This window comes from Duganella aceris (assembly GCF_011090165.1).
Classification (GTDB): Bacteria; Pseudomonadota; Gammaproteobacteria; order Burkholderiales; family Burkholderiaceae_D; genus Rugamonas; species Rugamonas aceris.
In genome coordinates, this window is record NZ_JAADJT010000003.1 from 248,273 (window position 1) to 266,476 (window position 18,204).

The 18,204-nt window shown below is 65.4% G+C and carries 13 protein-coding genes; 8 read left to right on the plus strand and 5 right to left on the minus strand.

Features of this window, described 5'->3' with window-relative positions; translation table 11 throughout:
- Window positions 1–78 precede the first annotated feature (78 nt).
- The 7 genes from GW587_RS08380 to GW587_RS08410 all read left to right on the plus strand — a co-directional run bounded on the left by GW587_RS08380 (window position 79) and on the right by GW587_RS08410 (window position 10,634).
- Window positions 79–2,472, plus strand: coding sequence for a TonB-dependent receptor plug domain-containing protein (locus GW587_RS08380; RefSeq protein ID WP_166100989.1), 2,394 nt, complete (start codon window positions 79–81; stop codon window positions 2,470–2,472).
- Between the two features lie 177 nt (window positions 2,473–2,649).
- Complete coding sequence (locus tag GW587_RS08385) at window positions 2,650–3,105, plus strand: DUF2844 domain-containing protein (protein WP_166100992.1); 456 nt, start codon at window positions 2,650–2,652, stop codon at window positions 3,103–3,105.
- A gap of 10 nt (window positions 3,106–3,115) precedes the next feature.
- The gene (locus tag GW587_RS08390) at window positions 3,116–4,834 is read left to right on the plus strand and encodes a DUF3443 family protein (protein ID WP_166100994.1); all 1,719 of its coding nucleotides are present in this window, start codon (window positions 3,116–3,118) and stop codon (window positions 4,832–4,834) included.
- A 114-nt stretch (window positions 4,835–4,948) separates the two neighbouring features.
- A complete protein-coding gene (locus GW587_RS08395) occupies window positions 4,949–7,048 on the plus strand; it encodes a 5'-nucleotidase C-terminal domain-containing protein (RefSeq protein ID WP_166100997.1) in 2,100 nt (699 codons plus the stop codon).
- Window positions 7,049–7,122: 74 nt separating this feature from the next.
- The gene (locus tag GW587_RS08400) at window positions 7,123–9,246 is read left to right on the plus strand and encodes a bifunctional 2',3'-cyclic-nucleotide 2'-phosphodiesterase/3'-nucleotidase (RefSeq protein WP_166100999.1); all 2,124 of its coding nucleotides are present in this window, start codon (window positions 7,123–7,125) and stop codon (window positions 9,244–9,246) included.
- Window positions 9,243–9,989: a tetratricopeptide repeat protein gene (locus tag GW587_RS08405; protein WP_229259353.1), complete on the plus strand. Its 747-nt coding sequence runs from the start codon at window positions 9,243–9,245 to the stop codon at window positions 9,987–9,989. Before GW587_RS08400 ends, GW587_RS08405 begins: the two co-directional genes overlap by 4 nt.
- A gap of 138 nt (window positions 9,990–10,127) precedes the next feature.
- Entirely contained in the window at window positions 10,128–10,634 is a 507-nt protein-coding gene (locus GW587_RS08410; protein ID WP_166101002.1) for a hemerythrin domain-containing protein, read from the plus strand.
- Between the two features lie 3 nt (window positions 10,635–10,637).
- On the opposite strand, the gene coaD is transcribed toward GW587_RS08410, so the two are convergent.
- The 5 genes from coaD to GW587_RS08435 form a co-directional block, all read right to left on the minus strand.
- Entirely contained in the window at window positions 10,638–11,786 is a 1,149-nt protein-coding gene (coaD, locus tag GW587_RS08415; RefSeq protein ID WP_166101004.1) for a pantetheine-phosphate adenylyltransferase, read from the minus strand.
- 33 nt (window positions 11,787–11,819) lie between these two features.
- On the minus strand, window positions 11,820–13,196 hold the full coding sequence (locus GW587_RS08420) for an ATP-binding protein (RefSeq protein ID WP_229259354.1): 1,377 nt from the start codon (window positions 13,194–13,196) through the stop codon (window positions 11,820–11,822).
- A gap of 8 nt (window positions 13,197–13,204) precedes the next feature.
- On the minus strand, window positions 13,205–13,864 hold the full coding sequence (locus GW587_RS08425; protein ID WP_166101009.1) for a response regulator: 660 nt from the start codon (window positions 13,862–13,864) through the stop codon (window positions 13,205–13,207).
- 45 nt (window positions 13,865–13,909) lie between these two features.
- Window positions 13,910–15,427: a Do family serine endopeptidase gene (locus GW587_RS08430; protein ID WP_166101013.1), complete on the minus strand. Its 1,518-nt coding sequence runs from the start codon at window positions 15,425–15,427 to the stop codon at window positions 13,910–13,912.
- Window positions 15,428–15,570: 143 nt separating this feature from the next.
- On the minus strand, window positions 15,571–16,029 hold the full coding sequence (locus tag GW587_RS08435; protein ID WP_166101016.1) for an Hsp20 family protein: 459 nt from the start codon (window positions 16,027–16,029) through the stop codon (window positions 15,571–15,573).
- Window positions 16,030–16,270: 241 nt separating this feature from the next.
- On the opposite strand from GW587_RS08435, the gene GW587_RS08440 reads away from it, so the two are divergent.
- The gene (locus GW587_RS08440; protein WP_229259355.1) at window positions 16,271–18,157 is read left to right on the plus strand and encodes a M61 family metallopeptidase; all 1,887 of its coding nucleotides are present in this window, start codon (window positions 16,271–16,273) and stop codon (window positions 18,155–18,157) included.
- Window positions 18,158–18,204 lie beyond the last annotated feature (47 nt).

Genomic DNA, 18,204 nt, shown 5'->3' on the forward strand with positions numbered 1-18,204 from the left:
TGCTTGAGAAAATGATACAAAAACACATGTCGATATGACTATTTTGAATAGAATCAAACTTTTCATGGGAGACGACACGTGTTCGCAACTACTACTTTACGCAAAGCCGTCCTGCTCAGCCTGTATGGCGCCACCGCGCTGACGCTGACGCCGACCACCCGCGCCCAATCGGCGCCTGAAGCATCGCCTATGCAATCGGTCAGCGTGGTCGGTTCGCGCCGCGCCACCACCTCCTCCACCGACACCGTGGTGCCGGTCGATATCATCCCGATGAGCAAGTCCAGCGAACAAGGCGGCCAGTTCGATCTGGCGCAGACGCTGACCTATATTTCCCCGTCGTTCAACTCGACCCGCCAGAGCGGCTCGGACGGCGCCGACCTGGTCGACTCGGCCGCGCTGCGCGGCCTCGGCTCGGATCAAACCCTGGTGCTGGTCAACGGCAAGCGCCGCCACACCACTGCGCTGGTCAACCTGTTCGGTGCGCGCAACCGCGGCAACACCGGCACCGACATGAACGCGATCCCGATGCTGGCCATCAAGGACGTGCAGGTGCTGCGCGACGGCGCCGCCGCCCAGTACGGCTCGGACGCGATCGCCGGCGTGATGGACATTGGCCTGAAGAAAAGCAAGGGCTGCGAAGCCATTGCCGGCTACAGCCAGTACGGCGAAGGCGACGGCAAGAACTATCTGACCTCGGCCTACTGCGGCGTCGACATCGGCAACGGCGGCGTGCTCGGCATCACCGGCGAGTACCTGAGCCGTGGCCGCTCGAACCGCGCCGAAGCGGACAACCCGCGCATCATCGGCGACAGCAAGACCGAGAACCAGACCCTGTACCTGAACGGCGAACTGCCGACCGTCGGCGAAGGCCGGCTGTACTTCACCGCCGGCGTACAGAAGCGCGACGCGTCCAGCGCCGCCTTCGCGCGCGGCGGCGTCGGTTCCGACGACATCCCGAGCCGCAACTCGGCCGCGATGTACCCGAACGGCTTCGTGCCCTTCATCGACGCCCGCATCGACGACCGCTACGCCACCATCGGCCACCGCACCAAGATCGGTGAATGGAACGCCGACCTGTCGCAGACCTACGGCTACAACAAGATGATCTATGACATCCGCCATACGATCAACGCCTCGATCGCCAACCTCGATCTGATCAAGGGCGGCAAGGGCATCAGCCCCGACCACTTCAACGCCGGCGGCTTCTCGTTCGAACAGCTGACCAGCAACCTGGACTTCAGCCGCTTCTACGACGGCATCATGGGCGGCGGCCTGAACGTCGCGTTCGGTGGCGAGTACCGCCACGAGAACTTCAAGATCTTCGCCGGCGAAGCCGGTTCCTACATCGACGCCGACGGCGTCGGCTTCGGCGGCAACGCCGGCAGCCAGGGCTTCCCGGGCTTCCAGCCGGGCGACCGCGTGGACGCCGACCGCCACAGCACCGCCGCCTACCTCGACCTGGAGCTGGACGTGACGCCGACCGTCAAGGCCCAGGCCGCCGTGCGCTACGAGAAGTACAGCGACTTCGGTTCGACCAGCACCGGCAAGCTGGCCGGCAGCTGGCGCGTGGCGCCGCAGGTGCTGCTGCGCGGTTCGGCCAGCACCGGCTTCCGCGCGCCGTCGCTGCAACAGATTTATCTGTCGTCGACCTTCACCGACTTCATCGGCGGCGTGCCGACCGAGGTGGTGCTGGCGCCGAACGGCGGCGTGATCGCCAACGCGGCCGGCATTCCGAAGCTGAAGGAAGAGAAGTCGACCAGCTACACGCTGGGCACGACCTGGACCCCGACCCAGGCGATCTCGGTCACCGCCGACCTGTACCAGATCAAGATCAAGGACCGCATCGTGCTGTCGGGCCGCTTCAACGCCGACACCTATCCCGACCTGGCCGAGCGCCTGGCCGCGCTGGGCGTGGGCGAGGCGCAGTTCTTCGTCAACTCGGTGGACACCAAAACCAAGGGCCTGGACCTGACCGCGTCGCACAAGGCCAACTTCGGCGCCAACAAGCTGACCACCTACCTGGCGATGAACGTCAGCAAGACCGAAGTGATCGGCATCCATGCGCCGGCCTCGCTGAACGGCTTCGAGGACGTGCTGTTGTCGGAGAAGGAGCGCCTGTACATCGAGCAAGGCGCGCCGCGCTCGAAGGCGACGCTGGGCTTCGATTTCGTCACCGGTCCGTGGGAAAGCGATCTGAAGATCATCCACTTCGGCCCGCAGACGCTGGGCACCTTCGACGGCACCGCCGGCGGCGTACCGAATCAGCGCTACGAGTCGAAGACCTCGGCCGACCTGGCCTTCACCTACACCATCAACAAGAACATGAAGTTCAGCTTCGGCGGCAACAACATCTTCAACGTCAAGCCGACGTCGCAGGATGCCGACCAGACCGACAACGGCTTCAAGTATGAGAGCGTGCAGTTCGGCCTGAACGGCGCCTCCTGGTTCGGCCGCCTGTACGTCAAGTTCTAAGCATCGCGATGCGCAGCCGTCCGGTGAAAACCGGACGGCTTTTTTATTTAGCGCTACGATTCACGCATGGAAGCCCAAGCCATAAAGCGCGTAACGTTTGCTTACATCTCGCTAACCGCATCCAACTCAGGCCCGCCATACACTGCCATTGTCTTAATTTTCGGCAATGGAGCGTCTATGCGCCGCGCACTTATCCTGATGTTGTTCCTGTCCCTGCTGCAAGGCGCGCTGGCGTATGCCGCGCTGGGCAGCGCCCCGTCCAACTTCGGCGACGCGCCGGTGCGGCAAGCCGCGCGCAGCCTGGCCGCCGCCAGTGGCGACCAGGTCTACACCGTCAGCCAAAGCACGCTCGACAGCGGCACCATCGTGCGCGAGTACAGCGACGCCGCCGGCATCGTGTTCGCCGTCAGCTGGAACGGCCCCACCCTGCCCGACCTGCGTACGCTGCTGGGCGACAAATTCGCCACCATGACCAGCGCCGCCGCCAAGCGTCCCAAGGCCGGCCACTCGCAACTGGCGGTCGAACAATCCGACGTGGTGATCGTCTCCAACGGCCATATGCGCTCGTTCGCCGGCCACGCCTGGATCCCGAGCGCGCTGCCGGCCGGTTTCGACACCAACAGCATCGAATAAGGACCGCCGCATGAAACGTATCCATCTGACGGCAGCCCTGCTGAGCCTGGCACTGGCCGCCTGCGGCGGCGGCGGCAGCGGCACCTCCGCCACCACCGCCACCACCGAAAGCTCGATGCAAAGCGCGACCACCGCCACCCCGGTGGTCAGCATCAGCGCCACGCCGACCGCCACCACCAGCGGCCAGGTGATCACGCTGAGCTGGAACGTCAGCAATCCAGCTTCGACCAGCTGCGCCGCCTCCGGCGCCTGGAGCGGCACGCTGGCCACCAGCGGCACGCAGACCGTCACGGCGGGCGAGGCCGGCACCGCGTTCTACACCCTGACCTGCGGCGCGGCCAGCAGCACCACCAGCGTGGTGGTCAGCACGCCGCCGCCGTCGCCCAGCGCCAGCCTGACGCTGGCCCCGGCCAACATCAACACCGCCCAGACCAGCGTGCTGAGCTGGTCGTCGGCCAACGCCACCAGCTGCACCGCCAGCGGCGCCTGGAGCGGCACCAAGGCCACGTCCGGCTCGGTGACCGTCACGCCTGGCGCCGTCGGCAACTTCACCTACAGCCTGGCCTGCAGCGGCGACGGCGGCACCGCCAACGCCAGCGCCGCGCTCAGCGTCACGGCCGCGCTCAGCAACAGCGCCGCCATCATCGTCGACAGCGGCCCGACCGGCGTCAGCGGCGCGATCAACGTGCCCTACGTCAGCGTCACCGTCTGCCGCCCCGCCACCACCACCTGCCAGACCATCGACCACGTGCTGGTCGACACCGGCTCCTACGGCCTGCGCCTGCTGTCCAGCGCGCTCAACTCGACGCTGGCGCTGCCGACCGTCAAGACCGCCTCCGGCGCCGACGCCGGCGAATGCGGCAAGTTCATCAGCGGCTACACCTGGGGCGGCGTGCGCTCGGCCGACGTCAAGCTGGCCGACGAGGTGGCGTCCGGCATCTCGATCCAGGTCATCGGCGACACCGGCGGCAGCTACACCACCACGCCGTCCAGCTGCAGCAGCGCCGGCAACAACCTCGGCACCTTGTCGGCGCTGGGCGCCAAGGGCATTCTTGGAATCGGCATGTTCAAGCAGGATTGCGGCACCGCCTGCGCCAACGCGGCGGTCAGCGGCGTCTACTACGCCTGCGCCAGCGGTAGCTGCAGCGCCAGCGCGATGCCGCTGGCGGCGCAGATCAGCAATCCGGTGGCCTCGTTCGCGGTCAACAACAACGGCGTGCTGATCACCTTGCCGGCGGTCGGCACCGCCGGCCTGACCTCGGTCAGCGGCACGCTGATCTTCGGCGTCAACACACAGAGCAACAACACCATCGCCACCGAAACCATCTTCAAGGCCAACAGCGGCGGCGACTTCAGCACCACCTACAAGGGCAAGACCTACAGCGCCAGCTTCATCGACAGCGGTTCGAACGGCTACTTCTTCACCGACAGCAGCATCCGCCAATGCTCCGGCGGCGACTTCTACTGCCCGGCCTCGACGCTGGCGCTGACGGCGACCAACAGCGCGTCCGACGCCAGCGCCAGCGGCACGGTCGACTTCAACGTGGTCAACCTGGTCGGGCTGGCGTCGACCATCACGGCGGCGCAGGTCGGCGGCACGGTCGGCAGCACCACCTCGTCGAGCAACTACTTCGACTGGGGCCTGCCCTTCTTCTACGGCCGCCGCGTGTTCGTCGCCATCGAAGGCAACACCGTGGCCGGCAAGGCCGCGCCGTTCTGGGCGTATTAACACTACTATTGGTAAATGATTATTTAATCAATCTGGCGCAATTGCCAAACATCTTGACCCTGCTGTAGAGCTTGTTTACAGTCGCAACTTTAATTTTCTTAACTAAAGGTAGCGATGAAAGTAAATCGGCTGATATGGACGGCGACGGCTGCGGCCGTCCTCACCGCTTGCGGCGGTGGCGGTGGCGGCAAGGACGCGAACGCGGAGCGGGCGATTCCCGAAGGCACCACCGTGACACTGGCGCTGCTGGAAACCACCGACCTGCAAGCCAGCGTGATGAGCTACAACTACTACACCATGGCCGAGGATACCAACCTGGGCATGGAGCGCACCTCGACGCTGGTCAACCAGGTGCGCGCCGAAAACCCGAACACCGTCCTGCTGGACAACGGCGACAATCTTCGCGGCAGCCTGATGGGCGATCTGCAAACCCTGGTGGCGCCGGTCGGCTGCGACGGCACCATGGCCGTGCACAAGGCGATGAACGCGATGAAATACGATGCCGGCGGCTTCGGCGACCACGAGTTCAATTTCGGCCTGTCGCTGATCAGCCAGATCACCAACACCGACCTGAAGATCATCGATATCCGCAAGCCCACCGGTCCCTGCGGCGCGCCCGCCTTCCCGCTGGTGCTGAGCAACGTCACCGGCGTCACGCTGGGCCGCGCGATCCTGCCGCCCTACGTGCTGCTGCCGCGCGACTTCGCCGCCACCGCGCCGGACGGCGGCAAGCTCAGCGTCAAGGTCAACATCGGCGTTATGAGCTTCGTGCCGCCGACCATGATGGAGTGGGACAAGAGCAAGCTGGAAGGCAAGATCGTCGTCGGCGGCGTGCAGGAAGCGGCCAGGAAATACATCCCCGAGCTGCGCAGCAAGGGCGCCGACCTGGTGGTGGCGCTGTCGCACGGCGGCCTGGACACCAGCGCCTACAGTCCGACGATGGAAAACGGCAGCTACCACCTGGCCGGCACCGGCATCGACGCGCTGATGATCGGCCACTCGCAACTGATCTTCCCGCAAGCCCGGGAGCGCGGCGGCCCGGCGCTGGATCCATCGTTCGCGGCGCTTCCGGCCAGCGCCGGCGTCGACGCGGTCAACGGCTTCGTCAAGGGCGTGCCGACGGTGATGGCGCAATCGGCCGGCCGCCGCCTCGGCATCATCAAGCTGACGCTGATGTATAACGGCGGCAAATGGGTGGTGCAACCGGCCAGGACCACGGTCGAGGCGCGCGGCTTCAAGTACGCGGACGGTGTGACGCCGGTGGCGGCCGACCCGGCCATCGCGCCGCTGGTCGCCACCGAACACACGGCGGCCAAGGCGCTGACCGAGCAGTCGCTGGCCGTCACCGCCGACTTCGCGTCGCAAGCCTACTTCGCGCTGGCGGGCGACGTCGGCGCCACGCAACTGGTCAACCAGGCGCAGGCGGACTACGCCAGGCAAGTCATCGCCGCCAGCGGCGACGCCACCATCGCCGGCTACAAGGACTTGCCGCTGCTGTCGGCCAGCAGGCTGTTCAAGGCCGGCGGCAAGGGACCGCAGGACTATCTCGACCTGCCCGCCGGCGATCTGCTGGTGCGCAACGTCGGCGACCTGTATCCGAACGGCGAAGACATCGTGCAGGTGCTCAAGATCAGCGGCGCCGAGCTGAAGTCCTGGCTGGAGGCGGTCGCCGGCCAGTATGGCCGCATCGATCCGACGCTGGAAACCGAGCAGGACCTGGTGCCGAGCTTCGCCGGCCTGCAAGACTACGACGTGTTCTACGCCGCGGACGACGCGCTCAGCTACGGTGTCGACGTGACCCAGCCTGCCGGCGGCCGCATCGTCGACCTGCTGCATCAAGGCAAGCCGGTGCTCAACGGCGACAGCTTCCTGGTCGCCACCAGCAGCTACCGCGCCGCAGGGCTGGCGGGCGGCAAGACCGTGTTCAGCTCGCTCGATTCGGTGCAGACCATCTTGCGCAACTACCTGGTGGCGCAAGGCGTGGCCACCGGTCATGTGGTGACCGGCCCGGGCAACTGGCGCTTCGTGCCGGTGCGCATGGCCGGTCCGCTGATCCTGCGCTCGGCGCCGGGCCATCTCGATCTGGCCGGCGGCCTCGGCGTGATCACGGCGGAAGGCGGCACCGACGCCAAAGGCTATGGCCGCTACACCGTGGAGCTGGGCACGCCGGCGGAGGAGCGCACGCAACGACGCCAGCGCAGCAAGCCGCGCTAAACGTCGACCATGTCACACCCACGTCATGTAGGGTGGTTAAAGTCGCAACCTTGAATTTTCACTTCGAGGTTGCGATGAAATTGAATTTGGTAGTGCTGGCCGCCATGAGCGCCGCCGGCCTGGTGGCATGCGGTGGCGACAGCAATCCTGCGGCCCCCGTCACGCCGCCCGTCACCACACCGGCGATCCCGGAAGGCACGACCGTCACCCTGGCGCTGATGGAGACCACCGACATCCACGCCAACGTGATGAGCTACAACTATTATTCCCTGGCCGAGGACACCAGCCTGGGGCTGGAGCGCACCGCGACCCTGGTCGCCGCCGCGCGCGCGGAAAATCCGAACAACCTGCTGCTCGACGACGGAGACGTGATCCAGGGGACGCTGCTGGGCGACCTGCAAGCGGTGACCAAGCCGATCGCCTGCACCGACACGCTGGCCGTGCACAAGGCCATGAACGCCATGAAGTACGACGGCGGCGGCTTCGGCAACCACGAATTCAACTACGGCCTGCCCTACCTGAGCCAGATCACCAACACCGACTTCGGCATTCCGGGCGTGACCAAGCCGACCGGCGCCTGCGGCGCGCCGACCTTCCCGCTGGTGCTGACCAACGTCACCGGCGTCGCCAGCGGCAAGCCGATCGTGCAGCCGTACTCGCTGCTGGCGCGCACCTTCAGCGCCACCAAGCCGGACGGCACCAAGCTCGACGTCAAGATGAACATCGGCATCATGAGCTTCGTGCCGCCGCAGATCCTGGAATGGGACCAGAAAAACCTGGCCGGCAAAGTCGCCGTGACCGGCGTGCAGGAAGCGGCCAAGCAATACGTGCCGGAAATGCGCACCAAGGGCGCCGACCTGGTGGTGGCGCTGTCGCACGGCGGCCTGGACCCGAGCGCCTACAGCCCGAAAATGGAAAACGGCAGCTATCACCTGACCACCACCGGCATCGACGCGCTGCTGATCGGCCACTCGCACCTGATCTTCCCCAAAGGCAAAGAAACCGGCGCCGCCGCGCTCGATGCGTCGTTCACCGCCTTCCCGGCCAGCGCCAAGATCGACGCCGTGAACGGCTTCGTCAACGACGTGCCGACGGTGATGGCGCAGAGCTGGGGCCGCCGCCTCGGCATCATCAAGATGACGCTGGCTTACACCAGCGGCAAATGGGTGGTGCAGCCGGCCAAGACCACGGTCGAATCGCGCGGCTTCAAGTACACCGACGGCAGCACCAACGTCGCCGCCGACCCGGCCATCGCGCCGCTGGTCGCCACCGAGCACGCCGCCACCATCGCCTTCGCCAAGCAGCCGCTGGGCGTGAGCACCGACTTTGAAATGTCGGCCTACTTCGCGCTGGCCGGCGACGTCAGCGCGATCCAGCTGGTCAACCAGGCGCAGCTGGACTACGTGAAGAAATTCATCGCCAGCAGCACCGACGCCACCATCGCCGGCTACAAGAACATTCCGGTGATCTCGTGCAGCGCGCCGTTCAAGGCCGGCCGCAACGGTCCTTCCGACTTCACCGACGTCGCGCCGGGCGCCAGCGCCGCCGCGCCGATCGGCCTGCAGGTGCGCAATCCGGGCGACCTCTACCTGTACAGCAACAACAACCTGCAGGCGGTCAAGATCAAGGGCTCCGACCTGAAGGCGTGGCTGGAAACCTCGGCCAAGCAGTTCGGCCAGATCGACCCGGCCAAGACCGCCGAGCAGGACCTGGTGCCAAGCTACGGCACGATCTACAACTACGACGTGTTCTACGCCGAAAACAACGCGCTGACCTACCAGATCGACGTCACCAAGCCGGCCGGCAGCCGCATCGTCAACCTGAGCTACCTGGGCAAGGCGGTGGCCGACGGCGACGACTTCATCGTCGCCACCAACGACTATCGCGCCGGCGGCGGCGGTGCGGTGCCCGGCATCGACGGCAGCAAGACCATCATCAAGTCGCCGGACGCCAACCAGACCGTGGTCAGCAACTACCTGACGGCGCTGGGCGCGTCGACCGGCAAGGTCACGCTGGCCGGCAACGGCAGCGCGCGCAGCTGGAGCTTCGTCAAGGTGGCGACCGCCGGTCCGGTGATCCTGCGTTCGGCGCCGGGCCACCTGGCGCTGGCCAAGAGCAGCGGCATCAGCGCGGTCACGGCCGAAGGCGCGCTGGACGCCAGTGGCTTCGCCAAGTACACCGTGGATCTGAGCAAATGATGCGCATCCAGCACTATCCCGGCGCGACGCTGGTGACGGTGCTGGCCTCGGCCTTCCTGTTCGGATGCCAGATCCAGCAGGAAAAGCCGACGTCGGCGCAGATCGAAACCATTGGCATGAAGGCCATGCAGCAGGCCGACGCCAGCGCCGAGCGCAAGCTGATGTCGTGGTCCAAGCAGAACCTGCCGGTGGCGCAGCGCGAGCTGGGATTGCTGTATCAAAAGCGGCCCGAACAGCGCGCCGATGCGCTGCGGCTGTTCGAGCAGGCGGCGCGCGCCGGCGACACGGAAGCGGCGTTCCAGCTGGGCGAGATGTTGCGCCTTGGCGTGATCGGGATCGCGCCGCAGCCGGCCGCCGCCGCGCCGTGGTATCGCATCGCCGCCGGGCAGAAGCACGCCAGGGCCGCGCTGGTGCTGGGCCTGCTCTACAAGAACGGCGACGGCGTCGCGCGCGACGACGCGCTGGCGGCGCGCTGGCTGAAGGCCGCCAGCGAAGCCGGCAATCCGCACGCGATGTTCCTGCTGTCGTACATCTATCGCGACGGCCGGGGCGTGGCGCAGGACGGCGCCAAGGCGCGCCAGCTGCTGGAGGAGGCGGCCGAGCACGAGTATCCGCCGGCGATCCAGGAACTGGCGATGACGGTGCAGCTGGGCGACCACCTCAGTCCGAAAGACGAATTGCGCGCCGGCCATCTGCTGAAGGAAGCCACCGAGCACCGCCACAACAACTGGAACCGATTCTGAGCGTTGCAGGACTATGACTACGCCGCGACGCGCCTGGGTCCCAGACCCAGCGTTGAGCAACGCACAGACCGTATCCTCCGGCAAACCTAGACTGGCTTGGCTGTCCCCGCCAATTCATTAGCCACGCAAGGAGCCGATATGACCACCACCACCCAAAGCCAGGGCAAGCTTCCAAAGCCTATCCCGACCGAGACCGATCCGCAGGACGCCATCACGCTGCTGACCGAGGATCATGAACACGTCAAATCGATGTTCGAGCAATACGAGGAACTGGGCGACCGCGCTTTTGCCAGCAAGCAAAAACTGGCGCTGCAGATCTGCACCGAACTGACCAAGCACGCCATCGCCGAGGAAGAAATCTTCTACAGCGCCGTGCGCGCCGCGACCAAGGATGACGACATGCTCGACGAAGCCATCGTCGAACACGGCTCGGCCAAGGAGCTGATCGCGCAGATCATTTCGATGGAATCGACCGAGGACCTGTACGACGCCAAGGTCAAGGTGCTCGGCGAGCTGATAGACCATCACGTCAAGGAAGAGGAAGGCGAGATGTTCCCGAAAGCACGCAAGGCCAAGCTCGACCTGATGGCCTTGGGCGAGGCGATCGCCGCGCGCAAGCAAGAAATCGAACTGCCGCCGCACTAAGCCTTATTTCGCCGCCAGGAACGCCATTTCGCGCTGCATGTTGTCGATGGCGCGTTCGTTGTACTGGTCGGCGAAATACGCGTTGCCGAACAACTGCCCCGCTTCCGCCTTGCGGCACAGATGGGCCAGCGCTCCGCCGCGCTGCTCGCGATACTTGACGTCCGGCAGATGGATGTATTCCTGCCGGATCGCGCGCGCATAATTCTGATAGACCTCGTCATCCTGTCCGAGGATCGCCAAGTCCACGCTCAACATGATGTCCTTCAATCGGTGACTGACCGCGCCTTCCTGGAAGTGATCGGTGGCGCGGATCAGTTCGGCCGCGTCGTCCATCTCCTGCGCCAGGTGGCTGCCCAGCCACATCTGTACGCTGGCCTCCTCGTTGCTGAGCTCACCCTGCACGCCGCCGTGGCCATATTCCGCGTCATGGAACCAGAACGCTTGCTTGACGATGTCGACATCGGCCGGATCGGGCCGCGTGTTGGCGGCCCAGACGCGGATCTCGCACAGCCCGTGCACCAGGTGATCCAAGTTGTGATAGTAGCGCGCCGGGCCGCCGTAGGCGGTGGCGCCGGTCAGCTTGACGAACCACTCGTCGGCGTGGGAAATGGCGGTGGCATCCAGGTGGGCGTAGTCCCACAGCGTCTCCCATTCCATGCGCAGCCAGCTTAGCACCCAGGCGTGATAGGCCGGGCCGGGCACGAACTTCTTCATGATCCAGTTCCAGCCGATCGGCCCCTCCAGCGCCTTGACGAAGCTGGAACTCACCGAACCCAGATCGCGCGGCGGCATGACGAAGATGGTCTTGGCGCCTTGCAGCACGTCGACGTTGGTTTGCTGGATCAGATTCTCGTAATCGAAGTCGGCGGTGGTGCGGATGCCGCGGATCAGGCATTCGACGCCGTGCTTCTTGGCCGCGCGCGCGGTGTAGTCGCCCTTGACGATCACCACCTGCACGTTTTCCCAGCCCTGCTCGGCGCAGCTGAGCGCGATGATGCTCTTGCGCTCCTCCGCCGTGAACTTGGGTTTCTTGGCCGTGTTTTCGGACAGGAACACCACCACCTCGTCCGCGATCGAACGGGCTTCGTTGATCACCCACATATGACCGTTGGTGATCGGGTCCAGCGTTCCCGAAAATCCGATTTTCTTCATGCTCCACTCCAACAACAATGCCAAACAGGCATTTTAGACTGGAGTGGGCCTGGTAGTCTCGGGAAAATCGACTTTGACCTTCAGCCCGCCCAGGCGCTCGGACTGGTCCAGCGTCAGCACCGCGCCGTGGCGCTCGGCGATCGACTGCACGATGGCCATGCCCAGGCCGCTGCCGCCGGCCGGGCTGCCGGGCACGCGGTAGAAGCGGCTGAACACCCGCTCGCGCTCTTCCGGTGGAATGCCGGGACCGGAATCCTCGACGCTGAGCGTGATGCGCCCGCGCGCCGCTTTTGTGGCGCCGGCGCTACGCCGCAGGTCGATATCGACGGTGCCGCCGGCCGGCGTGTACTTGATGGCGTTGTCGATCAGGTTGCGCAACAGGATGATCAGCGCGTCCGGCTGGCCGTCCACCGCGACCTCGTCGGCGTGGTGCAGGCCGAGGTCGATCTGCCGCGCCTGCGCCAGCCCGGCCATGTCGCCCAGTGTGCGCTTGGCCAGGTCGCTCAGGCTGACCGGCTCCAGCTTGACGTCGTCGACCGAGCCTTCCTGCCGCGCCAGCACCAGCAATTGCTCGACCAGCCGCGTGGCCCGTTCGATGCCGCCGGTGACGCGGCCGATGGCGACGCTGCGCGCCGCCTCGTCCTGTGCCCGTTCCAGGCTGAGCACTTGCAATTTCAGCGCCGCCAGCGGCGTGCGCAACTCGTGTGCCGCGTCGGCGACGAAGTGCTGCTGCGCCTGGAACGCGGTGCGCACCCGGCCGAACAGCAGGTTCAATTCGTGCACCAGCGGCAGCACCTCGTCCGGCAAATCGTTTTCCGACACCGGCGACAGATCGTCGGCCTGGCGCGCCGCCACCTGCCGCTTGACCCGCGACACCGGCGCCAGCGAACCGCTGACCACCCACCACACCACCAGCATCAGCACCGGCGCCATCACGGCGATCGGGCCGACCGTGCGCAGCGCCAGCGTGCCGGCCATGCGCTGCCGCACCGCCATGTCCTGCGCCACCTGCACCGTCTGGTTGCTGGTCTGCACCGAGAAGATCCGGTAAGTCGTGTTGTTGGCCTTGACGTTGGAGAAGCCCAGCACCGCGCGCTGCGGCAGCGAGGCGCGCGACAGCGAGCGGAACACTTGCGCGCCGTCCGGGGTCCACACCTGCACCACCAGATCGTCGTTCTCGGGATCGGCGGCGGTGTCGGCGGCCTTGTTGGTCAGCGTGGCGCTGGAACGCAGCGACATCGCCATCTGCTGCATGTGGTAGTCGAAGATCTGGTCGGCGTCGCTGAGCGCGCTGCGGTAGGCGATCATCGCCTGCGCGATGGCGGCCATGGTGATCGCGGCCAACAGGAACCACAACAGGCGGCCGCGCAGCGAGTGCGTCACCACCGGCACCCGCGGCAACGACGGCATCTTCACCTTCATAGTTTCGGAACCATATAGCCCAAGCCGCGCACGTTCTGGATCAGCTCGGCGCCGAGCTTCTTGCGCAGGCCGTGGATGTAGACCTCGACCGCGTTGCTGTTGACCTCATCCTTCCAGCTGTACAGTTTCTCTTCCAGCTGATGCCGCGACAGCACGATGCCCGGCCGCGCGATCAGCGCCTCCAGCACCGCCCATTCGCGCGCCGACAGGCTGACCGACTTGCCGTCGGCGATCACTTCGCGGGTTTGCGGATTGACCGTCACGCTGCCGTGCTCGAACACCGGCTCGGCGCGGCCGGCCGAGCGGCGCAACAAGGCGCGGATGCGCGCCAGCAGCTCGTCCAGGTCGTACGGCTTGAGCACGTAATCGTCGGCGCCGGCGTCGAGGCCGGCGATGCGCTGTTCCTTGGCGTCGCGCGCGGTGGCGATCAGCACCGGCGTCAGCTCCTTGCGCAGGCGCATCGAGCGCAGCACTTCGAGGCCGTCCTTGCGCGGCAGGCCCAGATCCAGCAACACCAGGTCGTAGGTCTGGGTTTGCAGCGCGGTGTCGGCCATGTCGCCGTCCTTGACCCAGTCGACGGCGTAGTGCTCCGCCCGCAGCAGGTCGAGCACCACCTCGCCGATCATCGTGTCGTCTTCCACCAGCAGAAGTCGCATATTATTTCCTTTCTGTTTTTGTCGCGTTCTGCGGCAGCCGCCATATTAGCCGAGGCGCACCGGGATGAAGATTTTATCTTCGCCGCGCTGCACCAGCAAGGCGACCGACTTGCCGGCCTTGCCGACCACTTCGCGCACCTGGTCGATGCTGCCGACCGCGCGGCCGTTGACCGACAATAACACGTCGCCCGGCATCACCCCGGCGTTGGCGGCGGCGCCGCCCGCGTCCTCGATCAGCAAGCCGTTGGCGATGCCGGACTGGCGCTTCTCGGCCGGATCCAGCGGACGCAGCGACAAGCCCAGGCGCAGCTTGGCGCTGGCCGGATCGGCGCGTTCGGTTTCGGCGGCCGCCACCTTGTCGTTGGCGTTGCCCAGCACCGCGCCCAGCTGCACCAGCTTGCCCTGGCGCCAGACGTCGATGCTGACTTTTTCACCCGGCGTGGCCAGGCTGACCATCGCCGGCAGATCGCCGGAGCTGACGATTTTCTGGCCGTTCAGCGTGCGGATCACATCGCCCGGTTTCAGGCCGGCCTTGTCGGCGGGGCCGCCCTTCTCCACGTTCGACACCAGCGCGCCTTCCGGCGTGGCCAGGTTGAAGGAGTCGGCGAAGCCCTGGTTGATCTCCTGCACCGTCACGCCGAGCTTGGCGTGCACCACCTTGCCGGTGGCGACGATCTGGGTCTTGATCTTGTTGGCGACATCGATCGGAATCGCGAACGACAAGCCCTGGTAGCCGCCGGTCTGGCTGTAGATCTGCGAATTGATGCCGACCACTTCGCCGCGCGTGTTGAACAGCGGTCCGCCCGAGTTGCCGGGATTGACGGCGACGTCGGTCTGGATGAACGGCACGTTGCCATCAGGCAGCGAGCGGCCCTTGGCGCTGACCACGCCGGCCGTCACAGTATTGTCGAGGCCGTATGGCGAACCGATCGCCAGCACCCATTCGCCCACTTTCAGATCGTTGCCCTTGGCCAGCGGCACCACCGGCAGGTTCTTGGCGTCGATCTTCAGCACCGCGACGTCGCTCTTCGGATCCGAGCCCAGCACCTTGGCGCGGAACTCGCGGCGGTCGGTCAGCTTGACCACGACTTCGCTGGCATCGCGCACCACGTGGGCGTTGGTCAGGATCACGCCGTCGGCGCTGATGATGAAGCCAGAGCCCAGGCCGTGGGTCGGCGTGGCGCGCTGGCCGCCGCGCCCCTGCTGCGGCATCTGGCCCTGGAAGCGGCGGAAGAATTCGTAGAACGGATCGTCGGCGAACGGATCGTTGCCGCGCGCCTGGCCTTCGTTGCCGTCGTAGCTGGTCTTGGTGCTGCCGGTGACGCTGATGTTGACCACGGCCGGCCCGTTGTGGGCGACGATGACGCTGAAGTCGGGCAGCGTGATCCCCGGCGCCGGCACGGCCACCGGCGCGGCGCTCGGCGCCACGGCGGCGGCGACCGGCACGGCGGTCGTGGCGGCGGCGGTGGCGCTGCTTTGCTGGACCACCACCGCACCGCCCGCGCCAATCACGCCCAGTACGGCGACCGCGACAGCTGCGCGCTTGAGAGTAGATTTGGACATTTGGGGACTCCTGAATTGAATAGGGTTTGTTGATGTATTCAATATGAAGGTAAAAACTTAGATGCCGCTTAACTAAACATCTGCTTACAAACGACAAACTGGCCGGATATACCGGCCAGTCATGATACTAAATTACACAGGAATTAAGCGGCTTGGCGCTGTTCCAGTGCGGTGACGTTGTCGCTGCCGTCGATGACGATTTTACGCGGTTTCAACGCTTCCGGCACTTCCCGCACCAGCGAGATGGTCAGCATGCCGTTGTCGAAGCCGGCGCCGGTCACCTTGACGTGGTTGGCCAGCTGGAAGCGCTGTTCGAAATCGCGGGCGGCGATGCCGCGGTGCAGGAAGGTGCGCTCGGTGGCGTCCTTCTGTTTGCGGCCGACGACGTGCAGCGAATCGCGTTCGAAGGTGATGTCGATCTCGGAGCGGTCGAAGCCGGCAAGCGCCATCACGATGCGGTAATTGTCTTCGGAGACCAGCTCGATGTTGTAGGGCGGGTAGCTCGGGGTGGCATCGCCGCGCTGGGCGTCGTTCAGCAGTTGTGCCAGACGATCAAAGCCGATAGCGGAACGATACAGTGGGGTCAGGTCAAAAGTACGCATGGTAAATATCCTTTTAAAGTTAAGCGATATGGCGGGGAAGATTCCCCTCGGTGGTCCCCATCTGGGCAACCACTGAGTCCGATATAGGTCGGTTTTTCGGACTTACAAGGCCTTGAAAAACGCCTTCAACATCCCCAGACGCCAACTTTTTTTAAAAATATTTTCGCTGCGCTGCGTCATCTCTTTGCAAGATTTGCAAGTTGCTCGCGTGCTACACTCTTTCGCTTGTCCATCAACGTTCATGACCATGACCATTACCCGCGCCGCTCTCGCCGTCCTGCTGGCCACCGCCTTCAGCGCCCAGGCACAGTCCATCTCCGACCAGCCCTACCCGGGCACCATCGTGTTGAAAGTGGACGCCACCAACACCGCCCAGCAAATCTTCCGCGTGCGCGAAAGCATCCCGGCCAAGCCCGGCAAGCTGACGCTGCTGTATCCGCAGTGGATCCCGGCCAACCACGGCCCCAGCGGCGCGCTGAACCAGTTCGCCGGCCTCAAGGTCAGCGCCAACGGCAAGCCGCTGGAATGGAAGCGCGACACCGTCAACGTCTACGCCTTCCACATCGAGGTGCCGAAGAGCGTCAGCGGCGTCGAGGTGGAATTCCAGTACCTGTCGCCGGTCGAGGCCAACCAGGGCCGCACCACCATCACCAACGACATCGTCGGCGTGCAGTGGCAATCGCTGACCTTGTACCCGGCCGGCTACGACAGCCGCCGCATCACGGTGCAGCCGAACCTGACGGTGCCGGCCGGCTGGCAATACGGCAGCGCGCTGGAGCAGGCCGAACGCGTCGGCGACGAGATCGCCTTCAAGCCGCTGGATCTGGAGGCGATGATGGATTCGCCGATCTTCGCCGGCCGCTACTTCCGCCGCATCGACCTCGATCCGGGCGCGAAGATTCCGGTGCACCTGAATGTCGTGGCCGACTCGGCCGAGCAGCTGGAGGCGACGCCGGAACAGATCGCGCCGCACCGCGCCATGGTGCAGCAAGCGTATAAACTGTTTAACTCGCAGCACTACAAGCACTACGATTTCCTGTTCGCCATCAGCGACGAATTCGGCGGCATCGGACGCGAGCACCACCAGTCGAGCGAGAACGCCGTCAAGCTCGGCTACTTCGCCGAATGGAACAAGTACGAGGCGCGGCGCGAACTGCTGTCGCACGAATTCACGCACTCGTGGAACGGCAAGTTCCGCCGTCCGGCCGACCAGAACGTCCCCAATTTCAACACGCCTCTGCAGAACACGCTGCTGTGGGTGTACGAGGGCCAGACCCAGTACTGGGGCGCAGTCCTGGCGGCCCGTTCCGGCCTGATCACGCCGGACCACACGCGCGACCAGCTGGCCGCCACCGCCGCACGCTACGACAACGTCAAGGGCCGCGACTGGCGCGCGGTGCAGGACACCACCAACGATCCGATCGTCAACGCGCGCCGTCCGCAAGGCTGGAACAACTGGCAGCGCGCCGAGGACTACTACTCCGAAGGCCAGCTGATCTGGCTGGACGCCGACACCAAGATCCGCGAACTGTCCAACGACCAGCGTTCGCTGAACGATTTCGCGCGCAGCTTCTTCGGCGTCGACGACGGCGTCAACGTCGCCAAGCACTACACCTTCGAGGACGTGGTCAAGGCCTTGAACGCGATCCAGCCGTATGACTGGAAGAGCTTCCTGCGCACCCGCCTGGACGGCCACGGCCCGGGCGCGCCGCTGGACGGCCTGGCGCGCGCCGGCTGGAAACTGGTCTACGCCGAAAAGCAGACCGACTTCCTCAAGGCGCAGGAAGACCTGAGCAAGTCGGCCAACTTCCAGTATTCGCTGGGCTTCTCGGTCGGCGCCGAAGGCAAGCTGGAAGCGTTCCAATGGGACGGCGTCGGCTTCAAGGCCGGCCTGTCGGGCGGCACCACGCTGCTGGCCGTCAACGGCCGTGCCTACAAGCCGGAACTGCTGCGCGCCGCCGTCACCGCCGCCAAGACCGCCAAGGAACCGATCAGCCTGCTGGTCAAGAAGGGCAATCTGTACCAGACCGTCGCGCTGGATTACCACGGCGGCCTGAAGTACCCGCGCCTGGAACGCATCGCCGGCACCCCGGATCGGCTTGCGGCAATTTTGCAACCATTAAAGTAATTGTTGCAACGAATGGAGCCGGCCCCGCGCCGGCTCCGGGTTATACT